Origin of the sequence: Paenibacillus polysaccharolyticus, assembly GCF_023714295.1 — a bacterium.
Taxonomy (GTDB): domain Bacteria; phylum Bacillota; class Bacilli; order Paenibacillales; family Paenibacillaceae; genus Paenibacillus; species Paenibacillus polysaccharolyticus_A.
The window spans coordinates 36,340-49,243 of the sequence record NZ_JAMAUN010000020.1 but is presented as its reverse complement, the minus strand read 5'-3'; the positions used below and the strand labels follow the sequence as shown (position 1 = coordinate 49,243).

The following is a 12,904-nucleotide window of genomic DNA, read 5'->3' as shown; positions in this document are numbered from 1 at the left end:
AAACTCTCCAATAAAGTTATTGAAAAGAGCGATAAGCTCATTTTGAATCTGACGAGATTAAAATCTCATTTTTGATCTTGCAAGCAAGATCGATACTCACTCGTTGTTCAGTTTTCAAAGATCAAACTTGTTTTTCCGTCACCATCTTGTCTCAGCGGCGACTTTTATAATATATCATACTTTGTTTGTTTTGGTCAAGCGTTTTTTTGAAGTTATTTTTGAAGTTTGTAATGAACTTCATTTGTTTCAAACAAAGCGTGTAACCAAGCAAGCAAAGCAACGAGATATAATGTACCATAGATCACACTCAGTAGTCAACTACCCGAATAAAGATATTTTCAACCCCAATAAAAGCCCCACCCCCGGGAGTCCCAGAAATGTAACCGTACCGATTGTCGCAGGGTTTAACGGGATATAAATTCCCGTTATCCAACCCGAGTAATTTACGATATATATCCCAACAGCGGCTAATACCACATGAATTCCGATGGATGCAAAGACTGATAATCCTAAGCGTTTTCTAAATAAAATAACGACCAGCGCCAACAGAGAGGCAACCAATATACTTCCCAGAATAACACTCTTCATACACTACACCTCCAACTATATATCATTTCAACAATATACACAGTCGCCTACTTTAGTTACATACTAAGCTCTTGATCGGCAGTAACCATATCCATCCCACTCAACCGCTTGGCCCGCTTCAGATGAATCTGGTATTTTCTCTCGGCTGCTTCAAGCACATATATGGCATAATCGATCTCATCCTCTCCTAGAGCATCCTCAAACTGTCTCATCGCTCGTTCCCACTCTTGTTTGGCCTTCTGTACATCCGCATAAACCAACTCCGCTTCCCGTTTCGCCAGTTCTCTTTTCCTTCCATCCCCTAAGCTTCGGTTTTTTCGCCATATCAACATAAACACCATCCCTTTTTATCCATATATCACACTCTCATACATATCAAGGTAGGGACAAACTTAGAACTTGGACATTTGCTTTTAAAATAAAAAAAGAGAGAGCTGTCAGCTCTCTCTTGGAAATAAATCAATTTATTGAATTGTTTTCTAATAAGCACAAACCTCATCAAGCTCACATGCAGCTAGATACATTAGCGCATCTCCCTGCGTCCTTCCAGTGCCTTCGAAAGCGTAACTTCATCTGCATACTCCAGATCCCCGCCTACGGGTAGTCCGTGGGCAATACGTGTCACACTAATTTCAAATGGACGCACTAGACGGGAAATGTACATCGCCGTAGCTTCGCCCTCTATATTGGGATTTGTCGCCAAAATCAATTCTTTCACTCGCTCATCACTCAAACGAGTCAAAAGCTCTTTCAAGCGTATATCATCCGGACCAATTCCCTCCATTGGAGAAATCGCCCCCTGCAACACATGGTAGTACCCATCGAATTCCTTAGTCCGCTCCATAGCTACCAGGTCTTTCGAGTCTTGAACTACACAAATAACGGACACATCTCTCGACTTATCCTGACATATCCGGCAAGGATCCGTATCTGTAATATTACAGCACACAGAACAGTAATGGAGATTACGCTTCACGCTCACGAGCGCTTTGGCAAAATCAATAACGTCATCTTCCTTCATGTTAAGCACATGAAAAGCTAAACGTGCCGCTGTCTTTGGACCAACGCCAGGAAGTCTGGTGAAGGCATCAATCAGCTTGGCTATCGGTTCAGGATAATACAATCGGTTGTGTCTCCTTTTGACAGGATCAGTTTATATTAAAATAACCCCGGAATTTTCATGCCGCCCGTGAATTTACCCATATCCTGATTCGCAATTTCGTCTGCTTTGGTCAAAGCATCATTCACAGCAGTCATGACAAGGTCTTGAAGCATTTCAACATCATCCGGATCTACAGCTTCGGGCTTGATCGTGATCGCGAGTAGTTTTTTATGTCCATTAATTTCAGCAGTTACCACTCCGCCGCCAGAAGTACCTTGAACCGTTTTGTCCGCTAATTCCTCCTGCGCCTTCAGCATTTGCTCCTGCATTTTCTTCACTTGTTTCATCATTTGGTTCATGTTGTTCATATCCGTCATCTCCTTTTATATAGTTATCTCAAATTATACACATTACTTCGTAATGTACTACTCTTTAATGACTACGAGATCTTCGCCAAATAACTGAATAGCTTCATCAATCCAAGGCTGTTTATCGCCTGAACCACCGTCTTCATGCTCTGGTTCAAGCTTAAAATCCTCCTTTGGCGTTTCAGAAGCTCCTTCCATCGCACCAGTCCAGTCCCTAAGCATCATCGTCACAAGTCGAGCCGGACGCCCAAGCTGTTCCGAAAGCACCCGCTCAATGACATCACGATTCGCCTGTTTTTCGGTTGTTTCACGGTGGATGTTGTTCTTAAAAGCAACCAGCACATTGTCTTCGAGCAGTGAAACCGGCTCTCCATCCATAAACCAAGCATGAACCGTAACTTTCTCTTCTTTGACACGTTGCAAAATCTGGCTCCATTTTTTGCTGATCTCCGTGAATTGCGGAGATCCTTTGCGCGCAATATATTGATCCAAATTCGCCGGAAGCTTCACTGGAGCGTTCGCTCTGGACATTGGCGCACGTGTTGCCGGTCGTGCAGGAGCATTTGAAGCCGCATCCCCACCTGACAGACCACTCTTGAGCGCCCGATCTAGCTTTTTCTCCAGCTCAGCAAGCTGCTGTTTCAATCGATTGATCTCTCCAGTATCAGCGGGTGCAGAAGGAGAAGTCACTCCAACCGATGAAGTAGCTCCGCCCATAGCCGGGATACTACACAGTTTAAGCAGAGCCACCTCAAACAATGTCTGCGGCTGAACTGCATATTTCATCTCACTCTGGTACCGATTCAGCGTATCGATCATCTGAAACAACTGTTCCTTCGTAAACGATTCCGCCATATCTCGAAACGATTCCGGATTCAACACCCGATCCGTCAGTTTGTCCGCATCCGGCACCATCTTGATCATCAGCAAATCCCGGAAATAATAGAGCAGATTCTCCATACATTTATCTGCACTCTTGCCTTCATGCATAAAGCCTTCGATCATCTGCAAAATATGACCGACATCCCCTTTCAGCAAGGAGGCTGCGAGCTTGGCAAATTGTTCTGAAGGGATACCACCTGTCATATCCATAACCTGCTGATACGTTACTCGCCCATCGGTAAATGAAGAGATTTGATCCAACACGCTAAGCGCATCCCTCATCCCTCCATCAGATAGACGAGCGATGTATTGAAGCGCATCGTGATCCGCTTCCATCCCTTCTTGTTCACAGATCAAAGCCAATCTGGCTGTCTGTTCTTCAAGAGATACGCGGCGAAAATCAAATCGCTGACAGCGCGATATAATGGTAGCAGGCAAACGATGAGGCTCTGTCGTTGCCAAAATAAACATCACATGTGGCGGCGGCTCCTCCAGTGTTTTGAGCAAAGCATTGAACGCCTCTGTCGTCAACATGTGCACTTCATCAATAATATAAACCTTCTGCCGGACTTCGGTAGGGGCATACTTCACCTTTTCCCGAAGATCACGGATCTCCTCGACGCCCCGATTGGATGCAGCATCAATCTCCTGCACATCCATAACAGCGCCGTTCGTAATTCGGCGGCAAGCCTCACATTCGTTACAAGGCTCAGTTGCAGGTCCGCGTTCACAGTTTACAGCTTTGGCCAATATTTTGGCTGCACTTGTCTTCCCCGTCCCTCGGGGACCGCTAAACAAATAAGCGTGGGAAGTCCGCTGTTCACGAATCGCGTTCTGCAAGGTCTGAATAATATGTTGTTGTCCCACCATATCCTGGAACGACTGAGGACGCCACGCCCGGTATAACGCGATATGCTCCATGATGCGTTACCTTCCTTCCACTTCGCATTCGAGTCCGTTGTCGTCACCCCATTATACTATATTCCAGAGTGAATCCAAACTTTATCTGACTCATTTCATGCGCAGTTTTTTCAACATATCAAAAAAGACCCCTGCATTCATACTGCTGCAAAGGTCTTTACATTTATAAGGTTAAGCCGTGCACCTGCTATCGATATTTGCGATCCAAGCGGCACCCCTGAACAATAGCTCAGGCTAGGCAACCCTCCGGCACAAGAGTGATCTCACTTATGGCTGCTTCCTTCCGGACCTGACCAGGTTCATGAGTACTCATTGCGGAGGACCCAACCGTCAACACCACGTTCAGGGACCAAACCTCACATCGACAAAACCTCTAACAGGAATTCAACCTCGCTATAGCGGATTGCGAGTTACAGGGCACCGCTACCTCCCCATCTAGCACGGTAAGAAATAGTATAACGTAAGGTAGTCCAAAATGCAACCAGCTGGAAAATGGAAACTCCGCGACGCTCTGCATAAGCAACTAAAAACCCCTGCCAAAATAGCAGGGGTGATTGGGATACAATAATTAGACAATTCACAAGGAATTGTACGATTAGATTCCGTATTTCTTTTTGAAACGATCCACACGGCCGCCAGCATCGATAAACTTCTGTTTACCTGTGAAGAACGGGTGGCACGCGGAGCAAATCTCTACACGAAGTCCGTCTTTAACCGAACCAGTCTCAAAAGTATTACCGCATGCGCAGGATACTTGACCAATCGTGTATTTAGGATGAATTGCTTCTTTCATTACCTTTCACCTCTTTCCGCCCTGAGCCTCAAGCGGACCCAGAGTAAATGGCACAACACAGCAGATTATAACACGGCCTAAACCCGGTTGCAATCTAATTCATTCAAGAGGTAATCAGCTTTTTAGGGCGAGCCATCCCTGCTGGCGGAACATGCGTATACGACCCGATGACAACATCCGGCAACTCTTCCGCGAAAATCTCCAGCATCTGCTTCATTCCCAAAATATCGCCCTGTGCTGGTGGAATTAACTCCAGATAGCTCTCCGGGTCAATATTCAGGTTACGCATCTGAATCAATCGTAGGTTGGTGCGGCGTGCAAATTCAATCATTGCCTCAATCTCTTCCTCACGATCCGTTACACCCGGGAAGATCAGATAGTTAATGGAGGTATATACCCCTTGCTCCGCAGCGTACTTCATTGATTTCTCTACATTAGCCAATGTATATCCACGAGGTTTGTAATATGCGTTGTAGTGATCATCCAATGCACTGATCGTACTCACACGCATCAGATCCAGCCCTGCATCCACAATTCCGCGGATATGATCATTTAAGCCCGCATTGGTATTAATGTTGATATACCCCATATCCGTAATGGAGCGCACTTCGCGAATGGCCTCAATAATTAACTTGGCCTGTGTGGAAGGTTCACCTTCACATCCCTGTCCGAAGCTAATAATAGATTCCGGTGTTTTCAGATGTTCCAGCATCACTTCAACGATCTCGTCTACACGAGGACGGAAGTTCATCCGCGTCTGTGGTGATACGAAGCCACTGTCATCCGGTTGTTCAGAGATACAACCGAAACAACCGGCATTACAAGAGTACGACACAGGGACGCCGCCTTCCCAGCGATTCAAGAAAGTGTTCGAAGACGTGAGACACTCATAACCCAGTGCACAATTGGACAGGTGGGTGTACAAACGGTTCTCTGGATACTTCTCCGTAAATCGTTTAACCCCAGAGCGCACATCGTTACGATCACAGTTCATCGGATTCCATTTCTCCGGAGTATCGGACTGGGAAGCCGTAACGTAGAAACCGCCATCTTTCCAAACGACAGCCGAATACCCAAACAACGGTAGCTTGTATTCCTTATCCGTTTTCACATAACCTGGCAAGCACAGACGCGTAAAGCCTTGCGGCAATAGTGCACCTACGGCTTGTGTATCACTCGGCAAAGGCAACATCTCGCCTGTATCCGGGTCCATGCCGATAGGACGGGTGCTTGGAAGACCAACCAATGTTGCACCATCCGGCAGAGGAATCAACTCATCCTCCATTATCTCCACAATCATATCTCCGCTACGGGCGAGTCCGTACAGGGAGGGATGATCAAAAACATTACCTTTTTCATCTGCGTATACTAAATACATGATGTTCTCCTCACATCTATTGGGTTAAACCTGACGACGAGTATATATATGGCAGGGCTACGTTATACGAACTCAAACTGCAGTTCAAACGTTAATTCGATGTTCCTGATGTAGCCGTTTGTCTTGGGGAACGGCGAGTTGTTGTCGTTCCAGCATTGCTGGAGGGCACATTGCCAGTTGCATCAAATGCAGCCAGGAACTCGGCATTCGTTTTACTGTTGCGTAGTTTTTTCAGGAAACCTTCAACGAAGTCATGGGAATCATTCATATTTTTACGGATGGCCCAGATCGTATCCAGCTCTTCCTTGCTAAGCAGCACCTCTTCACGGCGCGTACCGGAACGGCGAATATCGATGGCAGGGAAAATACGGCGTTCAGCCAATTTGCGATCCAGATGAAGCTCCATATTACCCGTGCCTTTAAATTCTTCATAAATGATGTCATCCATACGTGATCCCGTGTCAATTAACGCTGTTGCCAAAATGGTCAGACTGCCGCCTTCTTCTACATTACGAGCAGAACCAAAGAAACGCTTCGGACGATGGAATGCTGCTGGATCAATACCACCACTTAGTGTACGCCCGGATGGCGGAATCACCAGGTTATATGCACGGGCCAGACGTGTAATACTATCGAGCAAAATAACGACATCCTTTTTGGCTTCAACCAAACGCAGTGCACGCTCCAGCACTAGTTCCGCTACTTTAATATGATTCTCGGGCAGCTCATCAAACGTGGAAGCAACAACTTCCCCTTTTACCGAACGAGACATATCCGTTACTTCTTCTGGACGTTCATCAATCAACAGGACAAAAAGTTCAATTTCTGGATTGTTAGTTGAGATGCTGTTGGCAATTTCTTTGAGGAGAAGCGTTTTACCGGCTTTGGGAGGTGCTACGATCAATCCACGTTGTCCCAACCCTACAGGGGCAAGCACATCCATAATACGTGTGGATAAATGGCTCGGGGATGTTTCAAGAACCAGTTTCTTCTGCGGATACAGTGGGGTTAATGCCGGGAAGTGAAGTCTCTCCGCAGCCGCTGATGGATTCTCACCATTCACAGCGTTAACTTGCAATAGACCGAAATATCTCTCATTCTCTTTTGGCGTTCGACATTTACCTGATACAAGGTCACCCGTCCGTAAGTCAAACTTGCGAATCTGTGAAGCTGAGATATAAATATCTTCCGTGCTTGGCAAGTAGTTGATCGGCCTCAAAAAACCGTAACCTTCAGGTAAAATCTCGAGCACACCCTGCATAAACATCAAACCACTTTGTTCCGCTTGCGCACGGAGTATGGCAAAGATTAACTCTTTCTTTTTAAGGGTCCCGTAATAAGGAATCTGGTATTTCTTCGCCAGCTTATAGAGGTCCGTTAATTTCATTTCTTCCAAATCGGAAATTTGCAGATCCATATAATAACCACCTATTCAATTAATGAGTCCGTGAAATGGATAGTTTCGTTAGCTAATTCAAGCCATAGAAAGCAGTTCTACCACAATCTCTTCTATCCATTGTACGGAATGTAACCGTTATAATGCAAATACATGTCTTGGTGTGTAAGTTTCCGGGTGGAATGGCCATTACATGGCATGATCCTTAATGAGTGAACTCCAAACATGGGGCGATCGATCCGGGAAGACCGGCTATGAAGCGCAGGTTCAAACAAATCCGGGGATTGTAGAAAGGGAATGATTTTCAAAAACAATATAAAGAATGAAGTGCTCATAAAGCCTTATGATGTTTATTTCAAAAAAAGACCCTCCGGAACCAGAACCTGTTACAGTTCATCATATCCGGAAGAGAATGCAAAATCTATTAGAATAGTTTACCCCATTCTACTACAGGTTATGCAGCACCGCTACAAATCACGCTTGAAGCAGAATGTATACGATGCTGCATCACGTAATACCTATTCGGTTTCCCGCCAAACGTCTGCACCAAGCAAACGTAAATTGGTCACCAAATGATCGTATCCACGATCGATAAACTCAACTCCCGTCACCTCAGTAACTCCTTCACTGACGGTAAGTCCGGCTATGACTAATGCTGCTCCAGCACGAAGATCCGATGCTTTGACTTTAGCCGCATTCAGTGCACTGCCTTCAATAATGGCTGATCGGCCTTCCACACGGATTTTGGCGCCCATGCGAACCAGCTCAGGCACATGTTTGAACCGATTGCTGTATACAAAATCGCTGAGTACACTTACACCGGTCGCCTGAGTTAACACACTGGTCATTGGTGACTGCAGATCGGTGGGGAACCCTGGATATACCAGCGCCTTCACATCAACATGACTGTACTGCGGTTGTCCTATAACCCGAATACTTTCGTCCAACTCCTCGATACCCACACCCATCTCCAGCAATTTGGCTGTCAAAGCCTCCAAATGCTTAGGAATGACATTATCAATGAGTACGTCTCCGCGCGTAGCCGCTGCGGCAATCATGTATGTTCCAGCCTGAATACGATCTGGAATGATGGAGTGGCGGCAACCCTTAAGCTCAGATACCCCTTCAATTCGAATCGTCTCTGTACCTGCACCTTTGATACTGGCACCCATAGAATTCAAAAGTGTTGCTACATCTATAATCTCAGGCTCTTTAGCCGCGTTTTCAATAATTGTAGAGCCTTTGGCACGAGTGGCCGCCAGCATAATGTTGATGGTCGCACCAACACTGCTTACATCAAGATATATTTTAGCTCCGCGTAGCTCTTTGGCATACAAATGGATCGAGCCGTGTTCATTTGTTACAGTTGCGCCAAGCGCTTCAAACCCTTTGATATGTTGATCAATTGGACGAGGTTCAAAATTACAACCTCCAGGCAAACCTATTGTTGCTTCTTTAAAACGTCCAAGCAGTGCTCCCATCATATAATACGAAGCACGAAGCTTCTTCACAGGACCGTTTGGCATTGGAATTGATTTAATATCGGAAGGATCAATTTTCATCTGACTGCCTTCCCAAGTCACACGCGCTCCGAGTTCCTCCAAAATTTCTGCATATACGGCCACGTCACTGAGTAATGGCAAGTTATCGAGCACGACCTCTGACTCGGCAAGCAATGCTGCAGGAATAAGCGCAATGGCGCTGTTTTTGGCGCCGCTTATAGTTACAGTTCCCTGTAACGGACGTCCGCCACTAATCATTAATTTTTCCATAAAGCTTAATGTCCCCCTACGTGTTTTGCAGCCGATGAACGGCAATACGTGCTGATGGCTAACGATGTAGAAATAAGGTGTGAAAATGGAAAGACACCGGCTAGGCGGTGTTCTTCCATTTCACAGTATGGAACTTTTAAAGATAAATTACGCTTTGTTGTTAGAACCAAACTCACGGATTTTACCTTTAACGGTTTCTTTGATTGCATCACGGCCTGGTACGATGAACGTACGCGGATCGTAAGCGTTTGGTTTTGCTGCAAGTACTTCACGAACTGCTTTTGTGAACGAGATTTGGTTCTCTGTGTTCACGTTGATTTTGGAAGTACCCAAAGAGATTGCTTTATCGATATCGTGCTTAGGAATACCTGTACCACCGTGCAATACGAGCGGAACTTGTACCGCGTCACGAACTTCTTCCATTTCTTTGAATCCGAGATTCGGCTCGCCTTGGTATGGACCGTGTACGGAACCCAGGGCTGGCGCCAAAGTATCGATACCCGTTTCTTTAACGATACGGATACATTCGTTCAGGTCAGCGTATTGAATACCACCGATAACGTCGTCTTCTTGTCCGCCTACAGTACCAACTTCAGCTTCTACAGAAACGCCTTTAGCATGTGCATATTCAACGACTTTTTTAGTCATTTCGATGTTCTCATCGATGGAGTGATGGGAACCGTCGATCATAACGGATGTAAAGCCAGCATCGATCGCTTCTTTACATTTGTCGAAGCTTGAACCGTGATCCAGGTGAATAGCAACTGGTACGGAAATTTTCATGTCGATCAAGAGTCCTTCTACCATTTTAACTACAGTAGTAAAACCGCCCATGTGACGTGCTGCACCTTCGGATACGCCCAGAATTACTGGGGATTTCTCTTCTTCAGCGGCAGTAAGAATCGCTTGAGTCCACTCAAGGTTGTTGATGTTGTATTGACCAACTGCGTATTTTCCTTCAAGTGCTTTGTTCAACATGTCTGTCATAGATACTAATGGCATGGTTTCAATCCTCCTAGGGGTTTGGGTTGTGTCTATGGTTTTTAGCCGAAATCACATACGGGCTTATTATACCACATCCCATGTCAAATACTAAACAAGCTTTTGCAAAAATGCTGTGCTTTGCAGCACAGTTTTCACAGACACGGCATGATGGCGTTACCATTTCCAATATTCCCTACACAAACAGGTGAAATACACCATTTTCTTATAATTACGTGCAGATGGTAGTTGACGCAAAAAAATCCTGTATCGACAGGATTTAGCTGCACTTGTTCGCAGCGCCATTGCGAAGTTGCATATTGACGGCTACACGCATCTCATCGATATCAAACGGTTTCGTAAAATGCATGAGTGCACCCAGATCGGTAGCTTCCTTGATCATGTCAAGTTCTCCATACGCCGTCATCATAATAACCTTGATGTCTGGGTCGATCTCCTTGATATGCTTCAGTATTTCAAGCCCATCCATTCCTGGAATTTTCATATCCAGCAAAACCAGATCCGGCTTGTCCCTATTTACAATCTCGAGTGCAATCTTGCCGTTCGCCGCCTGAAACGTGTTATACCCTTCACTGCTGAATACTTCCATTAGTAGAATACGAATACCGTTTTGGTCATCGACAATCAGAACTTTTTTCTCTTCCACGCTGTAACCTCCTAGAATTAGGAAAGCATATACACACTACATCTGGATAACTATCCCATAGTCGTCATGATAAGTATTCTACCTCTTCCATTAAAATCCTTCTATTATCTCAAATTGACAAAGAGTAAATCAATCTACATCTTTACTAAAAAGAAAAGGATGCCTCCGCGCTATAAAAGCAGCCAGAAACATCCTCATAATGCCGGGATTTCACCGATTCAATTTATTATTTCTCCGCGTTCTCCAAAGAAGCTTTCACGAACTCTCTGAACAATGGTTGCGGACGGTTTGGACGGGAAGTGAATTCCGGGTGGAACTGCACTGCCAAGAACCACGGGTGTCCAGGAAGTTCGACAATCTCAACCAGGCGTCCATCCGGTGATGTACCGGAAATAACAAGACCTGCTTTTTCAATCGCTTCACGGTATTCGTTGTTGAACTCATACCGGTGACGGTGTCTTTCATATACCAGTTCGTCATCATAACAAGCCATCGCCAAGGAACCTTCTTGCAGCTTGCAAGGGTACAGACCAAGACGCATCGTACCGCCCAGATTTTCGATATCTTTTTGCTCGGGCAAAAGATCGATTACCGGGAACTCCGTTGCCGGGTTGATCTCCGAGCTGTTTGCGCCGTTCAATCCGACGATGGAACGTGCATATTCAATTACGGAAACCTGCATACCGAGGCAAATACCGAAGAACGGAATATTTTTCTCACGAGCATAACGGATCGCAGACACTTTACCTTCAATGCCCCGGTCGCCGAAACCACCAGGAACGAGAATTCCGCCAACACCGTGCAGCATGTCACCCACATTTTCATCTGTAACATCTTCGGAATGAACCCAGCGGATCTTCACATCCGCGTTGGAAGCAAAACCTGCGTGTGACAAGGACTCTACAACGCTCAGGTAAGCATCATGCAATGCTACATATTTACCAACGATCGCAATCTCAACCGTGCGCTCCAATTTACTGATCCGGTTTACCAGACCTTCCCACTCGCTCATATCCGGTGCAGGAGTAGTCAGCTTCAGGTGGTTAACCACGATCTCATCCAGTCCTTCTTCACGAAGGTTAAGCGGTACTTCATACAATGTACTTGCATCACGGCACTCGACTACCGCATTCTCGTCAATATCACAGAAAAGTGCGATTTTGGCTTTCATGTCCTTGGACAACTCATATTCCGTACGGCAAACGATAACGTTTGGCTGAATCCCGATGCTGCGCAATTCTTTCACGCTGTGTTGTGTCGGTTTTGTTTTCACTTCACCGGCAGCTTTGATGTATGGAATCAACGTAACGTGAATGTACATCACGTTGTCACGGCCTACATCACTCTTAATCTGACGGATCGCTTCCAAGAATGGCAAACTTTCAATATCGCCCACTGTGCCACCGATTTCGGTAATAACGACATCGGAACCCGCTTCACGTCCAGCGCGGAATACACGCTCTTTGATCTCGTTTGTGATATGTGGAATAACTTGAACTGTACCGCCCAGATACTCCCCGCGACGCTCTTTGCTGATTACAGAAGAGTACACTTTACCTGTCGTGACATTGCTGTTTTTGGAAAGATTGATGTCGATAAAACGTTCGTAGTGGCCAAGGTCCAGGTCCGTCTCTGCGCCATCATCTGTTACGAATACCTCACCATGTTGATAAGGACTCATGGTTCCCGGGTCAATGTTGATGTATGGATCGAATTTTTGAATCGTTACCTTGAGTCCTCTGTTCTTCAGCAATCTGCCCAGCGAGGCCGCTGTAATCCCTTTGCCCAGGGAGGACACAACTCCGCCCGTCACGAAAATATACTTTGTCACTGTTATTACCCTCCTAATATAAGTACAGAAATTCAGGCGATATATGGTGTTATCGTAACCCGTTTCCCAGGTAATCATCGTTAAAAAGAGCAATGGCAGAAATTAACTGAACCTGCAATCTGCTCTTCTCAGCGAAGACGGTTTTAACTACACATCGTTCCTGGCGAAAAATAATGCAAACTTTCCGGGAGCCTTCATCCACGCTTGTCCCATCTCTAAACCTCG

The 12,904-nt window shown here is 45.7% G+C and carries 12 protein-coding genes and 1 other RNA gene; all 13 read right to left on the bottom strand.

Annotated elements, in window-relative coordinates; all coding sequences use genetic code 11:
- Window positions 1–318: 318 nt before the first annotated feature.
- Window positions 319–588: a pro-sigmaK processing inhibitor BofA family protein gene (locus M3629_RS27870; RefSeq protein ID WP_251512153.1), complete on the bottom strand. Its 270-nt coding sequence runs from the start codon at window positions 586–588 to the stop codon at window positions 319–321.
- 56 nt (window positions 589–644) lie between these two features.
- Window positions 645–920, bottom strand: coding sequence for a DUF2508 family protein (locus tag M3629_RS27865; protein WP_251512151.1), 276 nt, complete (start codon window positions 918–920; stop codon window positions 645–647).
- Between the two features lie 191 nt (window positions 921–1,111).
- Window positions 1,112–1,711, bottom strand: coding sequence for a recombination mediator RecR (gene recR, locus M3629_RS27860; RefSeq protein WP_062329683.1), 600 nt, complete (start codon window positions 1,709–1,711; stop codon window positions 1,112–1,114).
- Window positions 1,712–1,746: 35 nt separating this feature from the next.
- Window positions 1,747–2,058 (bottom strand): YbaB/EbfC family nucleoid-associated protein, encoded by a 312-nt coding sequence (locus M3629_RS27855; RefSeq protein WP_251512149.1) that lies wholly within the window; start codon window positions 2,056–2,058, stop codon window positions 1,747–1,749.
- 57 nt (window positions 2,059–2,115) lie between these two features.
- Entirely contained in the window at window positions 2,116–3,861 is a 1,746-nt protein-coding gene (gene dnaX / locus M3629_RS27850) for a DNA polymerase III subunit gamma/tau (protein WP_251512148.1), read from the bottom strand.
- 176 nt (window positions 3,862–4,037) lie between these two features.
- An RNA gene (gene ffs, locus M3629_RS27845) (signal recognition particle sRNA large type) lies at window positions 4,038–4,305 on the bottom strand.
- 151 nt (window positions 4,306–4,456) lie between these two features.
- Window positions 4,457–4,654 (bottom strand): 50S ribosomal protein L31, encoded by a 198-nt coding sequence (gene rpmE, locus M3629_RS27840; RefSeq protein ID WP_056698168.1) that lies wholly within the window; start codon window positions 4,652–4,654, stop codon window positions 4,457–4,459.
- Between the two features lie 103 nt (window positions 4,655–4,757).
- Window positions 4,758–6,032, bottom strand: a complete 1,275-nt coding sequence (locus tag M3629_RS27835) for a radical SAM protein (protein WP_251512146.1) — start codon at window positions 6,030–6,032, stop codon at window positions 4,758–4,760.
- A gap of 91 nt (window positions 6,033–6,123) precedes the next feature.
- A complete protein-coding gene (rho, locus tag M3629_RS27830) occupies window positions 6,124–7,449 on the bottom strand; it encodes a transcription termination factor Rho (protein ID WP_251512144.1) in 1,326 nt (441 codons plus the stop codon).
- Between the two features lie 497 nt (window positions 7,450–7,946).
- The gene (locus M3629_RS27825) at window positions 7,947–9,200 is read right to left on the bottom strand and encodes a UDP-N-acetylglucosamine 1-carboxyvinyltransferase (RefSeq protein WP_251512142.1); all 1,254 of its coding nucleotides are present in this window, start codon (window positions 9,198–9,200) and stop codon (window positions 7,947–7,949) included.
- Between the two features lie 147 nt (window positions 9,201–9,347).
- Window positions 9,348–10,202 carry a class II fructose-1,6-bisphosphate aldolase gene (gene fba / locus M3629_RS27820; RefSeq protein WP_056698160.1) on the bottom strand — a complete coding sequence of 285 codons (855 nt, stop codon included), beginning with the start codon at window positions 10,200–10,202 and terminating at the stop codon, window positions 9,348–9,350.
- A gap of 259 nt (window positions 10,203–10,461) precedes the next feature.
- Window positions 10,462–10,848 carry a response regulator gene (locus M3629_RS27815; protein ID WP_353056786.1) on the bottom strand — a complete coding sequence of 129 codons (387 nt, stop codon included), beginning with the start codon at window positions 10,846–10,848 and terminating at the stop codon, window positions 10,462–10,464.
- Between the two features lie 226 nt (window positions 10,849–11,074).
- The gene (locus tag M3629_RS27810) at window positions 11,075–12,679 is read right to left on the bottom strand and encodes a CTP synthase (RefSeq protein WP_251512140.1); all 1,605 of its coding nucleotides are present in this window, start codon (window positions 12,677–12,679) and stop codon (window positions 11,075–11,077) included.
- Window positions 12,680–12,904: the final 225 nt, after the last annotated feature.